At 72.7% G+C, this 15,492-nt stretch carries 15 protein-coding genes; 10 read left to right on the forward strand and 5 right to left on the reverse strand.

What is annotated here, in order from left to right:
* Window positions 1–22: 22 nt before the first annotated feature.
* Window positions 23–1,579, forward strand: coding sequence for a long-chain-fatty-acid--CoA ligase (locus AB5J73_RS39795; protein WP_370964088.1), 1,557 nt, complete (start codon window positions 23–25; stop codon window positions 1,577–1,579).
* Here the strand turns inward: AB5J73_RS39795 and AB5J73_RS39800 are convergent.
* Entirely contained in the window at window positions 1,564–2,310 is a 747-nt protein-coding gene (locus AB5J73_RS39800) for a GntR family transcriptional regulator (protein WP_370964090.1), read from the reverse strand. The genes AB5J73_RS39795 and AB5J73_RS39800 overlap by 16 nt on opposite strands.
* A gap of 96 nt (window positions 2,311–2,406) precedes the next feature.
* Between AB5J73_RS39800 and AB5J73_RS39805 the strand changes: the two genes are divergently transcribed.
* On the forward strand, window positions 2,407–3,465 hold the full coding sequence (locus AB5J73_RS39805) for a YeiH family protein (protein WP_370964092.1): 1,059 nt from the start codon (window positions 2,407–2,409) through the stop codon (window positions 3,463–3,465).
* Between the two features lie 26 nt (window positions 3,466–3,491).
* Complete coding sequence (locus AB5J73_RS39810; RefSeq protein ID WP_370964094.1) at window positions 3,492–4,298, forward strand: adenylate/guanylate cyclase domain-containing protein; 807 nt, start codon at window positions 3,492–3,494, stop codon at window positions 4,296–4,298.
* A 208-nt stretch (window positions 4,299–4,506) separates the two neighbouring features.
* Here the strand turns inward: AB5J73_RS39810 and AB5J73_RS39815 are convergent, their stop codons facing one another.
* Window positions 4,507–4,851, reverse strand: coding sequence for a hypothetical protein (locus AB5J73_RS39815; protein ID WP_370964096.1), 345 nt, complete (start codon window positions 4,849–4,851; stop codon window positions 4,507–4,509).
* Between the two features lie 19 nt (window positions 4,852–4,870).
* Window positions 4,871–5,527, reverse strand: coding sequence for a TetR/AcrR family transcriptional regulator (locus AB5J73_RS39820; protein ID WP_370964098.1), 657 nt, complete (start codon window positions 5,525–5,527; stop codon window positions 4,871–4,873).
* Between the two features lie 120 nt (window positions 5,528–5,647).
* Between AB5J73_RS39820 and AB5J73_RS39825 the strand changes: the two genes are divergently transcribed.
* The 3 genes from AB5J73_RS39825 to AB5J73_RS39835 all read left to right on the forward strand — a co-directional run bounded on the left by AB5J73_RS39825 (window position 5,648) and on the right by AB5J73_RS39835 (window position 8,154).
* Complete coding sequence (locus tag AB5J73_RS39825) at window positions 5,648–6,508, forward strand: 3-hydroxybutyryl-CoA dehydrogenase (RefSeq protein ID WP_370964100.1); 861 nt, start codon at window positions 5,648–5,650, stop codon at window positions 6,506–6,508.
* Complete coding sequence (locus AB5J73_RS39830) at window positions 6,505–6,789, forward strand: hypothetical protein (RefSeq protein WP_370964102.1); 285 nt, start codon at window positions 6,505–6,507, stop codon at window positions 6,787–6,789. Before AB5J73_RS39825 ends, AB5J73_RS39830 begins: the two co-directional genes overlap by 4 nt.
* Before the next feature lie 192 nt (window positions 6,790–6,981).
* Window positions 6,982–8,154, forward strand: coding sequence for an MFS transporter (locus tag AB5J73_RS39835; protein ID WP_370964104.1), 1,173 nt, complete (start codon window positions 6,982–6,984; stop codon window positions 8,152–8,154).
* Between the two features lie 9 nt (window positions 8,155–8,163).
* Here the strand turns inward: AB5J73_RS39835 and AB5J73_RS39840 are convergent, their stop codons facing one another.
* Window positions 8,164–10,995, reverse strand: a complete 2,832-nt coding sequence (locus AB5J73_RS39840) for an AAA family ATPase (RefSeq protein ID WP_370964106.1) — start codon at window positions 10,993–10,995, stop codon at window positions 8,164–8,166.
* Window positions 10,996–11,926: 931 nt separating this feature from the next.
* Window positions 11,927–12,049, reverse strand: a complete 123-nt coding sequence (locus AB5J73_RS39845; RefSeq protein WP_370964108.1) for a hypothetical protein — start codon at window positions 12,047–12,049, stop codon at window positions 11,927–11,929.
* A 1-nt stretch (window position 12,050) separates the two neighbouring features.
* On the opposite strand from AB5J73_RS39845, the gene AB5J73_RS39850 reads away from it, so the two are divergent.
* From AB5J73_RS39850 to AB5J73_RS39865, 4 genes are all read left to right on the forward strand, one after another.
* Complete coding sequence (locus AB5J73_RS39850) at window positions 12,051–12,896, forward strand: ABC transporter substrate-binding protein (protein WP_370964110.1); 846 nt, start codon at window positions 12,051–12,053, stop codon at window positions 12,894–12,896.
* Between the two features lie 135 nt (window positions 12,897–13,031).
* Window positions 13,032–13,406, forward strand: coding sequence for a YciI family protein (locus tag AB5J73_RS39855; protein ID WP_370964112.1), 375 nt, complete (start codon window positions 13,032–13,034; stop codon window positions 13,404–13,406).
* Window positions 13,406–14,620, forward strand: coding sequence for an RNA polymerase sigma factor (locus tag AB5J73_RS39860; protein ID WP_370964114.1), 1,215 nt, complete (start codon window positions 13,406–13,408; stop codon window positions 14,618–14,620). The genes AB5J73_RS39855 and AB5J73_RS39860 overlap by 1 nt, the downstream gene beginning before the upstream one ends.
* A gap of 97 nt (window positions 14,621–14,717) precedes the next feature.
* Entirely contained in the window at window positions 14,718–15,482 is a 765-nt protein-coding gene (locus AB5J73_RS39865; RefSeq protein ID WP_370964116.1) for a DUF1206 domain-containing protein, read from the forward strand.
* The last annotated feature ends 10 nt before the right edge of the window (window positions 15,483–15,492 follow it).

Below are 15,492 nucleotides of genomic sequence, written 5' to 3' on the forward strand. Positions count from 1 at the left end.
ACCGCTGCCGGGAGGTGCGTGGATGGGCGTCCCGACGGTGACCGAGCTGCTGCTGGCCCGCGCCGGGGACGACCGGCCGGGCCTGCGGTTCGAGGACGAGACCTGGTCGTGGACCGAGCACGTCGAGGCGTCGGCACGCCGGGCCGGTGACCTCCGGGCGGCGCTCGACCGGGACGAACCGCCGCACGTCGGCATCTTGGCCGACAACGTGCCGGCGTTCTCGATCCTGCTGGGCGCCTGCGCGTTCGCCGGGGCGGTGCTGGTCGGCCTCAACCCCACCCGGCGCGGTGAGGCCCTCGCGCGGGACGTGCGGCTCGCCGACTGCCAGTTCGTGCTCGCCGAGCGGAAGTACCAGCCCCTCCTGGCCGGGCTGGACCTCGGCGGGATCCGCGTGCTGGACCTGGATTCCTGGCCGTCGGCGAACACGCCGATCGATCCTGCCGAGACGTCGGCGGACGACCTGCTGATGCTGATCTTCACCTCCGGCACCAGCGGCGACCCGAAGGCGGTGCGGTGCACGCACGGCAAGATCGCGTTCCCCGGCGCGATGCTCGCCGAGCGCTTCGGGCTGTCCACATCGGACACCGTCTACGTCACGATGCCGATGTTCCACTCCAACGCGATCATGGCGGGCTGGGCGGTCGGACTCGCGGCGGGGGCGGGCATCGCCTTGCGCCGCCGGTTTTCCGCCTCCGGGTTCCTCCCCGACGTGCGCAAGTTCGGCGCGACCTACGCGAACTACGTCGGCAAGCCACTGTCCTATGTGGTCGCCACACCGCCGCGCCCGGACGACGCGGACAACCCGCTGCGCCTGGTCTACGGGAACGAAGGGGCGAGCGCCGATCTGGCCGCGTTCGAAAAACGCTTCGGCTGCCAGGTCGTCGACGCGTTCGGCTCCACCGAAGGCGGGGTGGGGTTCGCCCGCACCGCCGGCACCCCGGCCGGTTCACTCGGCAAGCCGGCCGGCGACGTGGCCATCCTGCACCCGCAGACCGGCCGGCCGTGCCCGCCCGCCGAGTTCGACGCCGACGGGCACCTGGTCAACGCCGGGGAAGCCGTCGGCGAACTGGTCAACACCGCCGGCCCCGGCTGGTTCGCCGGGTACTACCGCGACCCCGGAGCCGACGCGGAACGGCTGCGCGGCGGCCGGTTCCACACCGGAGACCTCGCCTATGCGGACAGCAACGGGTTCTACTACTTCGCCGGCCGGCTCGGCGACTGGCTGCGCGTCGACGGCGAGAACCTCGGGACCGCGCCGATCGAGCGGATCCTCCTGCGCCACCCCGCGATCACCGACACCGCGGTCTACGCGGTCCCCGACCCGGTGACCGGCGACCAGGTGATGGCCGCCATCGTCACCGACGGCACCCCGCTGGACCCCGCCGAGTTCGGCCGCTTCCTCGCCGGCCAGCCCGATCTCGGGCCCAAGCAGGTGCCGAAGTACGTGCGCACGGTCCGGGAGCTGCCGCGGACGTCGACGTTCAAGGTCGTCAAGCGGCAGCTGTCCGCCGAGGGCCTGGACGGCGACGGCTCACTCTGGGAACGCGCGGGACAGGAGATCGCTTACACGAGCCGGTAGCCGGCCGCCGAGAACTCCGCCGTCAACGCGTAGCGGTCACCGCGGACCAACGTGTGGCGCCACTCCACCGGGCGGCCGCGCGCGTGGCTGAGCCGGTTGATCGCGAACGCCGCGACGTCGTGCGCGCACGCGAGCTGGGCCCGCTCGGCCGCGGTCGGGATGACCGCGCGGACCTCTTCCCGGCCGTGGTCGAGCCGCACGCCGGTGCGGCGGGCGAGTTCGGCGTACAGGCCGGTGTGCGTGAAATCGGCCGGCAGCAACGGTTTCGCCACCTCGGCCGGCAGCCAGACGCGGTCCAGGGCCAGCGGTTCGCCGCCCGCCAGGCGCAGCCGCTCCAGGTAGACCAGCGGCGTCGACGCCTCCAGCTCGAGCCGCTCGGCGACCAGCGCGTCCGCGCGGACGTCGAAGGTGCGCACGACGCTGTGCTGCGACAGCCCGGCCGCTTCCACCGAGGCGAACAGGCTGTAGAGCGCCCCCATCGGCTGGGCGATCTCCGCGGGCGGCGCCACCCGGGGCTGGCGGCCGCGCTCGGCGACGATCACCCCGTCCGCGCGCAGCTGCCGCAGCGCCTGCCGCACCGTGCTGCGGCTCACTTCGTACTCCTCGACCAGCGCCAGCTCACCGGGGAACTGGTCGGTGAACTCCCCCGCGTCGAGCCTGGTCAGCAGCTCGCGCTGGAGCTGGCGCCAGAGCGGCTCGGTGCCGGAGCGGCTGAGCGTCCGCGGTGGCATGGCTTCCTCCCGGCTCGTCGCGCCGACCCTACCCGTGGCCAAATGTCCGTACATCATCTAAGTTGAATGTACGTACATTTCGACACGGAGGCACGGGTGACCACGATCCGGAACGCACCGGCCGCGCCGCAGGCGCCGGTCCGCCCTCGGCACGGGGCGGTGCCCGGCCTGCTGGTGACGGTCGCGGCCGCCGCGGTGGCGACCGGGCTGGGCTCGCTGGTCCCGATCGTCGGCGGCCCGGTCTTCGGCATCCTGCTCGGCGCGCTCGCCGCCGCCGTCGTACCCGGCCTGCGCGACGAGCGGTGGGCCCCGGGCTACGCCGTCGCGTCGAAGCCCGTGCTGCAGGCTTCGATCGTGGTGCTGGGCACCGGCTTGTCCCTGCGCCAGGTGCTCGAGGTCGGCGGCGGCTCGCTGCCGGTCATGCTCGGCACCCTGGCGGTCGCCCTCGGCGGCGCGTGGCTGCTCGGCCGGTGGCTCGGTGTCCGCGGCGACACGCAGACCCTCATCGGCGTCGGCACCGGGATCTGCGGCGCGTCCGCGATCGCCGCGACCACCGCCGTCCTCAAGCCGAAGCAGGCCGACGTCGCCTACGCGCTCGGCACGATCTTCGCCTTCAACATCGCCGCCGTCCTGCTGTTCCCCCCGCTCGGGCACCTGCTCGGCCTGAGCCCGCACGCCTTCGGCCTCTGGGCGGGCACCGCGATCAACGACACCTCGTCGGTGGTCGCCGCGTCGTTCGCCTACGGCGAGGACGCCGGGTCGTACGGCCTCGTCGTCAAGCTCACCCGCACGCTCACGCTGATCCCGATCGTCATCGTGCTGGCCGTCCTCAAGTCCCGCCGCGAAGCCCGGCAGGCCGGCCCCGGCGCCACGGTCGCCGCGATGCCCTGGCGGCGGATCGTTCCCCTGTTCCTGCTGGGTTTCGTCGCCGCGGCCGCGCTGAACAGCCTCGGCGTCATCCCCGGCTCGTGGCACCCCGCCCTCACCGCGCTGGGCACGTTCCTGATCACCACGGCGCTGGCCGGCATCGGCCTTTCCCTGCGGCTGGGCGACCTGCGCCGCGCGGGTGCCCGGCCGCTGCTGCTCGGCGGGCTGCTCTGGATCGCCGTCGCCGCGACGAGCCTCGGCCTGCAGTCCCTCACCGGCACGCTCTGAACCGACTGCCCGGTAACATGCGGCTGGTGACCGACAGCCACGGCGACCGGCCGGACTGGCCCCGTAAGGTGTCCCGCTTCGTCGACCTGCTGCGGGCCGCGGACCAGCGCCCGGGCCTGATCCGGTCCGCGCGCGCCGTGCGCCGTCTGGTCCCCGGCGACCGCGACCTCGGTGACGCGCTGTCGACGACGGCGGGCCACCCGTCGGACCGGGTCGCCCGGCTGCTCGCCGAAGCGAAGGCCGAACAGCCCAGCGCGGTGCGGGAACTCGGGCTCGCGGCCGTCCAGGTCTGGCAGGCCGTCGCGCAGGGACGGCACGGCGAAAGCGGCGAGGCGACGATCGTGTTCACCGACCTGGTCGGCTTCTCGAGCTGGGCCCTCGACGTCGGCGACGCGCGGGCGCTCGAACTGCTGCGCGCGGTTTCGACCGCGAGCGAGGCGACGATCTCCCGTCACCGCGGCCGGGTCGTCAAGGGTCTCGGCGACGGCTTGATGGCCGTCTTCGGCGATCCGGCGGCCGCGGTCGAGGCGGCGTACGAGACGTGCGGCGCGGTCAGCGCGATCGACCTCGGCGGCTACCGGCCCCAGCTGAGAGCCGGCCTGCACACCGGACGGCCGCGCAAGGTCGGCCGCGACTACTTCGGCGTCGACGTCAACATCGCGGCGCGGATCGCCGACGCGGCCGCCGGCGGCGAGGTCCTCATCACCGGGGACGTGCTGGCGAACCTCGACACCGAGCGGTTCACCGTCCGGCGGCGGCGCCGGTTCCGCGCCAAGGGCGCACCCAGCGACCTCGAAGTGTTCGCCGTCGTCCCGCGGTACGACGGGACCTAGCGGGTCGTCCAGGTGGTCAGGGCACCGGGTCGAAGATCGGTGGACGCCCACCGCGGGAGCCGAGACGTTGCGGTGCCCGAACTGATCGGCGGATTCGGGCATCCCCGCGACGATGCCGCGGTCCCGCAACGTCACCAGCCGCCCGTTCCAGGCCGGCCGCGTCGGCGTCGGTGAGCAGCCGTCCGCCGAGGCCTTTGCCAGACGGGACCTAGCGGGTCGTCCAGTAGACGATGCCGGGCAGCACGACCAGCAGTGCCACCGCGAGCCAGTACCGGCCCGCTTTGAGCTGCGGTGCGCGGAAGGCGAACAAGGCGTTCAGGCCGAACACGACCAGTCCGGCGAACACCAGTGAGACCAGGCCGAGCCCGATCACGAAGCCCGCGCCGTCGTCGACCACGGTGGGGTCGGCCGTGCCCCAGCCGAGCTCCCACGCGAGGACCTGCGTCCCCAGCATGGCGAACGCGACCGGGTAGGCGCACGGGACGGCCAGCAGCAGGTTGAGCGGAACGCCGATCAGCCATACGTGACGCGGGCGGAGCTCACGACGGGGCACCCGCTCATCATGCACCGGCTCAGGAGCGGCGCTCACCGAGCACCCGGTTCAGCTCGGGCAGCACGGTGGCCAGGTCCTTCGTCGTCCGGAAGACCACGATGGACGCTTCACCGTCGTCGTCGGGCCGGGTGAACAGCGCCACCGTCTCCGCCATCGCCGCGTCGAACTCCCGCTCGGGGTCGCCCGGACGGCCGCGCAACCACCCGCGCAGCACGTGGTTGTGCGCGGTCACGACCGCGCCGGCCATCAGCTCCGCCCGCAGCGCCGTGTCCTCGCCGCCGCCCATCCAGCGGTGCAGGAACCCCCGGAACAACCGCTGGTACTGCTGCAACCCCGAGATCTCCCGGTCCCGCAGCGCCGGGACGCTGCGCGTCAGCCGGTACCGGGTCCGCGCCCGCTCCCCCTCGGCGAGGTAGTGCCGGAGGACCAGCCGGGTGCCTTCGGTGACCGCGAGCAGCGCGGTCCGCTCGGTCGAGCCGGCCAGCCGCGCCTCGATGGCCTGCAGCAGCACTTCGTGGTCGGGGAAGATCACGTCCTCCTTCGCCCGGAAGGTCCGGAAGAAGGTCGTGCGGCCGACGCCGGCGCGCTCGGTGATGTCGTCGATCGTCGTGTGGTCGTAGCCGCGCTCGGCGAACAGCGCGAACGCCGCCTCGACCAGGCGTTCCTTGGCCGTCATCCGCTTCCTCCGCCCTGCCGCGGCCCAGCCTAGGGCGTGGCGGTCGTCATATCCGGGAGCGACGCCTTCAGCTACCGGCCGGTACTGAGTACCGTCGAAAGGGTATCGAGTCCCAGAGAGGTGGCGGCGATGGAACGCGTGGGCGTGGTCGGGTGCGGGCAGATGGGGGCCGGGATCGCCGAGGTGTGCGCCCGGGCGGGCCTCGACGTCGTGGTCGTCGAATCGAGCCCGGAAGCCGTGGCGGCCGGCCGGCGCCGGCTCGAAGCTTCGCTGGCCCGCGCGGAGAAGAAGGGCAAGGTGGCCGATGCCGCCGCGGTCCTGGACCGAATCCGGGTCACCGAATCCCTCGACGACCTCGCCGACCGCACCTTCGTCGTGGAAGCGATCGTCGAAGACGAAGCCGTCAAGACGGAGCTGTTCGGCCGGCTGGACAAGATCGTGACCGCACCGGACGCGGTCCTCGCGTCCAACACCTCGTCCATCCCCATCATGAAGTTGGGCACCGCCACCGAACGGCCCGCGCAGGTCGTCGGCGTGCACTTCTTCAACCCCGTACCGGTGCTCCCGCTGGTCGAGCTGGTGCCCAGCCTGCTGACCACCGAAGCCACCGTCGACCGCGCCCGGGCGTTCGCCCGGGACGTCCTCGGCAAGCAGGCGATCCTCTGCCAGGACCGGGCCGGGTTCGTGGTCAACGCGCTGCTGATCCCGTTCATCCTCGCCGCGATCCGCATGTTCGAGTCCGGCTTCGCCACTCGCGAAGCCATCGACGAAGGCCTGGTGCGCGGCGCCGCCCACCCGCAGGGACCGCTCGCCCTCGCCGACCTGATCGGCCTCGACACCACCAAGGCCGTCGCCGAATCGCTCTACGAAGAGTTCAAGGAACCGCTCTACGCACCCCCGCCCCTGCTCGCCCGCATGGTCGACGCCGGGCTGCTCGGCCGCAAGACCGGCCGCGGCTTCTACACCTACGAGCGGCCGTGACGGAATGCCGGTGCTTGTGCGCCCCGGCCGGCCACGAGCACCACATCTGCACCGGCACCGCGGAGCACGGGAACTCGGTTCCGCTCCCGGGCAGCCCGACGGGCGCGTTCGTCCCGGCCTGCCCGCCGTGCCACCGCGCCACGCTCCCCCACCGGGGCCACCCGGGCCGTCGGGCGGCCGAGCCGCCGCGGCGCCTCGACGCCCGCGACTGGGACGCCGCCGTGCTCGCCCGCCCGGGCCGGCGCTCCGCCCGATGGCCGAAGGCGGCTGCGGCGAGCTGACGCCGGACGGCCTGCAAGAGCCGACGGGTGCGCCGTCCGGCCGTGCCGATGCACGGCCATTCGCACACCGAAACCGTTGAGGGACAGGAAAACTCGTACATCCGTCAGGTGACGGATGTCTGATCCTTGCCCGCCGCGAAGCATTGCTCTACGGGGCCCCGACGCTCCGACCTCGAGACCCGAGGAGGAGCGATGTCGCGTGCTACCACCACCGTCTCCACGTTCGTGATCTTCCTGTTGGCCATCAACCTGCGCCCGGCCGTGACGAGCCTGGGCGCGGCCCTCCCGGACATCTCGGTCGCCGGCAACCTCGTCGCCGCGGTGCTCGTGGCGCTGCCCCTGTGGGCGATCGGTCTCGGCGGGTGGGCGACGCCGTGGCTGGCCAACCGGGTCGGGACGTACCGGACCGTCGCCGCGGCGCTCGGCGCGCTCGTGCTTTCACTGGGTGGGCGGGTCCTCGGCGGCTCGGCGCAGCTCCTGATCGGGACGGCGCTGACGTGCCTGTCGATCGCCGTCCTCGGCACCATCCTGCCCCTGCTGGCCCGGGGTTCCGCCGCCTTCACGTTCGGGCTCGGGCTCGGCAGCACGGTCGGCGCGCTGGTGACACCCGCGGTGGTCCTCTCGTCGTCGTGGCAGGTCGCGCTCGGCCTGTGGGCGGCCGTGGCCCTGCTGGCCCTCTACGCGTGGCAGCTCATCCCCGGCGAGTTCGCGGCGCCGCAACCGGCGTCCGGGGCGACCCCCGCGTTCGCCCTCACCATCCACTTCGGACTCATCTCGACGGTGACGTTCCTGGTCATGGGCTGGCTCCCCGGCATCCTGCGCGACGCGGGGGTCCCGGCGACGACCGCGGGCGGCTGCCTCGCGCTGTCGATGGCCATGGGGTTGCCCATGATGCTGCTGGTCCCGGGCTGGACGCGCCGGTGGCGCAACCAGACCCTGCTCGTCATCGCGCTGGCCGCGCCCAACGCCATCGGCGTGACCGGGCTGCTCCTCGCCCCCGCGGCCGCCCCCTGGGTGTGGGCCGCGGCCACCGGCACGGGCATGGGGTCCCTCGCGTTCGCGCTGACGACGATCTCGTTGCGCAGCAAGGACAGCTCGCTCTCGCTGTCCGCGGTGGTCCAGGGCGTGGGGTACGTCATCGCCGGCTTCGGCGTACTGGCCTGCGGCTGGCTGCACACCTACACCGGCGCCTGGCGGACCCCGCTCCTGCTGGTGCTGGCCGTCCTGGTCGGCCAGGTCGCCAGCGGGCACGCCGCCGTCACGCGCCGGACCCTGGCGTCGCTGGTCCCGCGTCCCCTCTTCGTGCGCCGCCCGCGGCCGCTCTTCGTGCGCCGCCCGGACGACGCGCCGGAGGTCGGGGTCTGATGGCCCCGCTCAGCCCGAGGCGGATTGGTGGCGGGCGGCTTCCCGGGCGATGTCGATGCGGGAGTGCACGCCGAGCTTGTTCAGGATGTGCGAGACGTGCGTGCCGACGGTGCGCGGGGACAGGTAGAGGCGGGCCGCGATCTGCGGGTTCGACAGGCCTTCGACCACGAGGGCGGCGATCCGGCCTTCAGTCGGGGTGAGGCTTTCCCAGCCGTGCGTGGTCTGGCGGTGCTTCACCGTCGGGCCGCGCCGGATGCCGAACGCCCGGAAGAGTGCGCGCAACCGGGCCACGTCCCACTGCGCGTCCAGCTCCGCGTAGAGGTCGACGGCGTGGGTGAACGCGGCCCGCGCCGAAGCGCGGTCTTCCTCCTTGGCCTCGGCGAAGGCGATCGCGGCCGCTTCGAGCGCCTTGGCGCGGGACAGCGGCCGGCTCGCGTCGCGGTAGCCGTCGGCGGCCCGCAGCAACGTCGTCCCGTCCCGGTCGAGCAAGCCGCGGCAGTACAGGGCGAGCGCGCCGAGGTGCGGCACGGCGGAATCGGCGGCGAGCGCGCGCACCCGGGCTTCGACCTCCGTCGCGGTCCGCACGTCGCCGATCGTCGTGGCCAGCCGGACGGCGTCCCCCAGCAGGTCCTCCCCCGCGTCCACGCCGGTCAGCACCGCGGTCAGCACGGCGAGCGCCCGCTCCGGCGCCCCGGCGTGCTCGAAGGCGAGACTGCGGGCCCGCACCAGGGATTCCACGACCCGGTCGCCGATGCGCTCCCAGTACTTCGCCGCGACGTCGAGGTGCTGCCGGGCCGCGGCTGTCTCGCCGCGGTGGAAGTGGATGATCGCCGCGACGCCGTGGTCGCAGCACACCACGCTCGGGTCCTTGCGGTCGTCGGGGACGACGTCCACCTCGGCCAGCGCGTCGTCCCACCGGCCGGCGCCCAGCAGCAACTGCCCGAGCGCGCTCTGGGCCTCGCTCAGCCGGACGACGCTTCCGGTGCGGTCGGCCAGTTCCCGGGCCTGCGCGGCGGCTGCGTGCGCCTCGGGGTAGCGGTCGAGCGCGCCGAAGGTGACCGACTGGTTGATGCGCAGCTGCAGGGTGAGGTCGATCAGCGCGGGATCGCCTCGCACGACGGCCATCGCGCGCTCGAACAGCGGCAGCGCGCCGGCCCAGTCGCCCCGCACCATCGCGACCAGGCTCAGCACGTGCAGCGCCCACCCGGTCGCCCAGCGGTCTTCGACCGGGCCCAGCTCCTCCAGCGCCTCGGTGGCGACCCGGCCCGCGGTGTCGACCTCGCCGATGTAGCGGTGCGTGCGTGCGATGAGCACCAGCAACCGGGCCCGGTGCCGCGGCTGCAGACCCGGCTGGCCCAAGGCGGAGTTCAGCTCGTTGAGGAACTCGGCGGACCGGCCGGTCATCGCGCGGCACTGGACGACCGTCGTGTACAGGTCGACGCGCACGTCGGGGTCGCGCACGCGGTCGAGCGCGCGGTCGGCGATCCGCTCGGCTTGGGCGACGTTGCCCACGCCGTAGTAGGCGTCGGCCAGCCGGCAGGCCAGCGCGCCGGTCACCGCGTCGTCTAGCGGCGCGTCCCGCACCGCCCGCCGCAGGAGGGCGACGGCGACCACCGGAGCCTGGCCGATCAGCGGCGTGGCCACGTCGAGCAGCCACCGCACGGCCCAGGCGGGCACCGGTACCCGGCTGTCCGTTGTGGACACCATGGGCAGCAACTGCCGCGCGACCCGCTCGACCGGGGCGTTCGCCTCGGCCAGCGCCCACGCGGCGCCCTGGTGCCAGGCGATCCGCACCGCCGTCGGCATGTCGTCGTACAACGCCGTGCGGATCAACGGGTGCCGGAACTCCAGGTCGTCGCCGGCGGCCACGAGCACCCCGGCCGCGCGGGCCTCGTCGAGGGCGGGCAGGAGGTCGGCGAGCGGGGTGTTGGTGACGGTCACGAGGTCCGCGACCGAGAAGCCGACTCCCAGCAGCGCCGCCGCGCGCAGCACGCCCCGCGCGGGTTCCGGGAGGAAGCCCAGCCGGTCCGCGATCGCCTCCGGCAGCGAGTCCGGCGTGGCCGCGCCGGTCAGCTCCGCGATGCCCGCGGTGTCGACCTCCAGGCACGAGCTCCTGGTCAGCGCGTCGAGGAGTTCGGTGAGGTACAAGGGGTTCCCGGCGGCGTCGGCGGCCAGCCGCGCCAGCTCGGCGCCCGGCTTGCCACCGGCCAGCTCCGACACCAGTTCCAGCACCGCCGGTTCCGGCAGCCGGCCCACCCGCAACCGCTCGCCCGGCCCGACGATCCGGAAGAGCGACCGCAGGTCGTCGCGGCGCGGGATCGGCCGCAGCACACCGATCAGGAGCAGCGGGAGCTGCCGGACCGCCCGGGCCAGCCGGCTCCACACCGCCACCGTCGTGCGGTCGGCCCACTGCATTTCGTCGACGACCAGCACGGCCGGGCCGTCCTGGCTCAGCTCGTCCACCAAGGCGATCAGCTGCTCGGCGGCCCGGGCGGCGAGGTCGGCACCCTTGCCCGCGACGGCGCCGCCCCGCAGCAGCTTGGAAATGGCCACCCGGCGGGGATCCCGCGCGGCCGGCGTGATCCGCAACGCGTCCAGCAGCGGCAGCAGCGGCAGTGCCTGCCCGAGCTCGTCGCCGGCTCCCCAGTACACCTGGCAGCCCGCGTCGGTCGCGGCCGCGCAGGCCGTCCGCACGAGCGCGGACTTGCCGATCCCCGGCTCGCCGTCCACCAGAACGGCGACACCGCGACCGGCGCCCACACCACGGATCCAGGCGACCAGCCAGGACAGCTCACTGTCCCGACCGACCAGCAGCTCGGTACCGTCGGTGAGCGGTCGCACACGGAGATAATAAGAGGAAAACTTGTTGCCCAACAAGAGGTATCGTGGGGCAAACCCGGATCGCCGGCCGTTAACCAAGGCTTCCCTTCCGGGCAAACATCCATTTCGATAATAATCCCGTTTCGTGATCCGAACGTGATTCCGCTGCGCGGAAGAATGTGGCTACTTGCCGCCACGCAACGCCGGAGAACGCCGCACGTACCGATCCGGACGAAATGCGGAGAAACGGTGTTACCGCCATCGAAAGGGGCCGCGGCCGCGGAACACCCGCACCGGTTCCACGACTTTCCGGCCCTCGTTCCGCCCGCACCGGGCGTGGCGTTCGAGCATTTCGACGACCACACCGCGTCCCCGAAGGCCCGGGCCGGCGACAGCGCCACGGCACCCCGCGGCGTTTGGTTTCAGCCGGGCGAACCGGCCGGATTCACCGGCGCGCCAGATCGCCGATCCGTTGTTTTCCGCCTTGACCTGCACCCTCGGGCCACGTTTTCCGCACCCCGCCGGTGGCCGCCGCCCGGCCGGGCGGCCGCATACCCCTTCGGACGAGCGCCTGCCTCCTCATCACCCTCAGTGACCACTCCGGAGACCGCCGGCACGGGAACCGGAGCGGGCGAATCAGCGATCCCGGTGCCAGGCTCTCCGGAATCAGCGGGCCTGCCCCGTTTCCACCGGAGCTATTCGTAGCGCACGACGACGTCCGGCGAGCAAAAACAAGATCGTCGATCTAGTATTCGTGCGGCCATTCTGGTGAAATCCCGTTTTCGATGTACGCACGCGTTGTCAAGCGCTTACCAGGTCCCTACAGTGGCCTGCCTGACTCCGGGGAATGATTCACACACACCCCTTGGACTCGGTACAACAACCGTGATCTCCTGTCGAGGAGCAAGGCCTTGTTCGGAATAGCCAGGAGCAGTAACCGGGTTCGCACACGTCACGTCGCGCTCGCCGTCGCGGCCGTCCTGGCCGCCAGCGGCTGCGGGGCGCTCGGTGCCGAAGTCTCGAACTCCTCGTCCAGCGGCAGCGGCCTGGAAAAGCACACGATCAAGGTTTCCATCTTGCCCACCACGGATCTCGGGCCGTTCTGGCTGGCCCAGGAGGGCGGTTACTTCCAGGCCGAAGGCCTCACCGTCGAGTCCGTGGTCGCCGCCAGCGGCCAGGCCTCGCTGACGAAAGCGATCTCCGGCGAGGCCGACATCGCGTTTTCCACCTACCCCCCGTTCTTCATCGCGCGCAGTTCCGGCTCCGCCGACATGCAGCTGGTCGCCGACGCGACGTCGGTCAACCCGAAGTCCAATGCGATCGTCACGGTTCCGAACTCCCCGGTGAAGACGATCTTCGACCTGGCGGGCAAGAAGATCGCCATCACGGCCAAGAACACCGCGTCCGATCTGCTCACCCGCTCGGTGATGCAGGACCACAACGTGGACGTCGGCAAGGTGAAGTGGGTGCTGGTCGCGCTACCGAACATCGCCGCCGCGCTGCAGCAGGGGCAGGCCGACGCCGCGTACCTGCCCGAGCCGTACATCACGCAGGCGGCCCAGACGGTCGGCGCGATCCCCGTGATCGACATCAACAGCGGCGCGACCCAGGACTTCCCGCTGACCGGCTACGGCGCGACGAGGAAGTGGGTGCGGGAGAACCCGAAGACGCTGGCCGCGTTCCAGCGCGCGATGCAGAAGGCCACCCACGAGACCACGAACGACCGCGCCAAGGTCGAGCCGCTGCTGGTGCGGTTCGCCAAGATCGACGAGGACACCGCCAAGCTGCTCACGTTGCCGGGCTACGGCTCGATCCTGGACTCGCGGCGCCTGCAGCGGGTGCCGGACCTGCTGCTGCAGCTCGGCGCCATCCCGTCCCCGATCGACGTGAACTCGATGATCGGACCGCAGGCGGGCCGATGACCCCCGGTGTGCGATCCTCGGCCGGGCCGGTGCCGGGATAAAAAAGTTCTTCCGCAGTCGTGTTGATCCGCGCGCCGCCCGTTCGACAAAGGGGGGCGAGGGCCGAGAGGCGGCCACGCGGACGAGGAGCGCACGATGCCGAAGTACATGCTGATCATGCGGGGCACGGACGAATCGAACGCGGCCATGCTGGCCGACATCGACGCGATGATGGCCGCCAGCCGCGAGTTCATCGAGGAGATGCTCAAGGCCGGCGTCCTCCTCGCCGCCGAAGGGCTCGACCTGCCGGGCCGCGGTGCGGTGGTCGACTTCGGCGGCGAAGCGCCAGTGGTCACCGACGGGCCGTACGGGGAGACGAAGGAGCTGTTCGGGGGCTACTTCCTGCTCGAAGTCGCCACGAAGCAGGAGGCGGTCGAGTGGGCCAAGCGGGTCCCGGCGGTCCGCGGGTCCAAGATCGAGGTCCGCCGGGTGGCCGGCAGCGACGAAACTCCCGAAGCGGCCGGGTCCTGATGGACGCGGCCGACGTCGCGGCCGTCTGGCGGATCGAGTCGGCGCGGATCGTGTCCGCGCTGACCCGGTTCACCGGCGACTTCGAACTCGCCGAAGACGCCGCGCAGGAAGCTGTTGCCGAAGCGCTGGTGTCGTGGCCGCTCACTCCCCCGGCCAACCCGGCCGGCTGGCTGCGGGCCACCGCCCGGCGGCGGGCCATCGACGCGATCCGCCGGCGGGCCGCGCTCCAGGAGCGCTACGCCCGGCTCGCGACCGACCCCGTGGCCGACGACGACGTCGACCCCGACCGGATCGACGACGACGTCCTGGCGCTGATGTTCATCAGCTGCCACCCGGTGCTCTCCCCCGAGGCCCGGGTGGCGCTGACCCTGCGCGTGGTCGGCGGCCTGTCCAGCGAGGCGATCGCCCGCGCGTTCTTCGTGCCCGTGCCGACCGTGCAGGCCCGCATCACCCGGGGCAAGAAGACCATCGCGGCCGCCGGGGTGCCGTTCGAGCTGCCGCCGGCCGCCGAGCGCCGCGAACGGCTGGGCGGCGTGCTCAGCGTCCTCTACGTGATCTTCACCGAGGGGTCGACGGCGACGTCGGGTGACCGGCTCCTGCGTCCGGAAGTCGCGTACGAGGCGATCCGGCTGGCCCGCACGCTCGCCGCGCTGCTGCCCGGCGAGCCCGAGGTGCACGGCCTGCTCGCGTTGTGCGAGCTGACGGCCGCGCGGTTCCCGGCCCGGACCGCCCCGGACGGCGCGCCGATCCTGCTCGAAGACCAGGACCGGCGCGCGTGGGACCACGCGGCGGTCCACCGCGGGCTGGCCGCACTGGCCAAGGCGGCTCCCCACGGCCTCGGCCCCTATGGCCTGCAGGCCGCGATCGCCGCCACCCACGCGGCGGCGCCCTCGGTCGAAGACACCGACTGGGACCGGATCGTGCTGCTCTACGAGGCACTCGGCCGCGTCGCGCCTTCGCCGGTGGTCGAGCTCAACCGGGCCGTCGCCGTGGCCATGGCCACGGGGCCGGAACCGGCGCTGGCGATCGTGGACGAGCTGGTCGCCACGGACCGGCTGCCGGGGTCGCACCTGGTCCCGACGGTCCGCGGCGAGCTGCTGGCGAGGCTCGGGCGGCGCCGGGAGGCACGCGCCGAGCTGGAACTGGCCGCTCGGCTGTGCGCCAACGAACGCGAACGTTCGGTACTGCTGGGCAAGGCGGCCGCGCTGGACTGATCCCCTCATCCGGTTTCGGCGGCCGGCCGGGTTTCGTGAGCGGCGCTCGAGGCGCGATCCCTGGTAATACCGGGCGGAATGGACGAGTATCCCCGAGGTGCCCGACATCAGAGGATTCAGCCTGTTCGCCCGGATCGGCCTGCTTTGCTACGCCTTCGTGCACCTGATCGTCGCCTGGCTGGCGGCCCAGGTGGCGCTCGGTGACAACGAGAAGGCCGACAAGGCCGGCGCGCTGCAGATCGTGGCCACGGGCGGCGGGGCCTGGCTGCTCTGGCTGATCGCCGCCGGCACCGGGTTGCTGGCGCTGTGGCAGCTCACCGAGGCGATCGCCGGTCACCGGCACGCCGCCCCGCGACGCCGGTGGGTCCGGCGGGTGACCAGCGGGCTCGAGGTCGTCTTGTACGCCCTCGTCGCCTACAGCGCGGGCAAGATCGCGACCGGTGGTTCCGGCAAAGCGGGGTCGATCGTGGCCGCGGCACTCGCGCAACCCTGGGGTGCCGCGGCGGTCACCACCGCCGGCGGCGCGGTGATCGCGGCCGCGGCGTTCCTCGCCTACCGCGGGATCGGGAAGAAGTTCGTCCACGACCTCGACTTCGACGGCGCGTCCCCGGCCCTGCGGCGCTCGACGATCCGGCTCGGCCAGGTCGGCTGGTGCGCGATGGCCCTCGCCTACGGCACCGTCGGCGCGATGTTCATCCTCGCCGCCGTGAACTACGACCCGGCCAAAGCCGGCGGCCTGGACCCGGCGCTCAAGACGCTCGCGGTCCAGCCCTACGGCCAGGCGATGCTGCTGGCGCTGGCCGCGGGCATCGCGGTCTTCGGGGTGTTCGCGCTGTTCGAAAGCCGCTACCGCCGGATCTGACGCGGCGGCG

The organism is Amycolatopsis sp. cg9, assembly GCF_041346945.1.
Taxonomy (GTDB): domain Bacteria; phylum Actinomycetota; class Actinomycetes; order Mycobacteriales; family Pseudonocardiaceae; genus Amycolatopsis.

Excerpts from the sequence above, each read along its gene's own strand:
- AB5J73_RS39795 (WP_370964088.1), top strand. The coding sequence starts at position 23 with ATGGGCGTCCCGACGGTGACCGAGCTGCTGCTGGCCCGCGCCGGGGAC.
- AB5J73_RS39800 (WP_370964090.1), bottom strand. The coding sequence starts at position 2,310 with ATGCCACCGCGGACGCTCAGCCGCTCCGGCACCGAGCCGCTCTGGCGC.
- AB5J73_RS39820 (WP_370964098.1), bottom strand. The coding sequence starts at position 5,527 with ATGACGGCCAAGGAACGCCTGGTCGAGGCGGCGTTCGCGCTGTTCGCC.
- AB5J73_RS39835 (WP_370964104.1), top strand. The coding sequence starts at position 6,982 with ATGTCGCGTGCTACCACCACCGTCTCCACGTTCGTGATCTTCCTGTTG.
- AB5J73_RS39845 (WP_370964108.1), bottom strand. The coding sequence starts at position 12,049 with ATGGAAACCTTGATCGTGTGCTTTTCCAGGCCGCTGCCGCTGGACGAG.
- AB5J73_RS39855 (WP_370964112.1), top strand. The coding sequence starts at position 13,032 with ATGCCGAAGTACATGCTGATCATGCGGGGCACGGACGAATCGAACGCG.
- AB5J73_RS39860 (WP_370964114.1), top strand. The coding sequence starts at position 13,406 with ATGGACGCGGCCGACGTCGCGGCCGTCTGGCGGATCGAGTCGGCGCGG.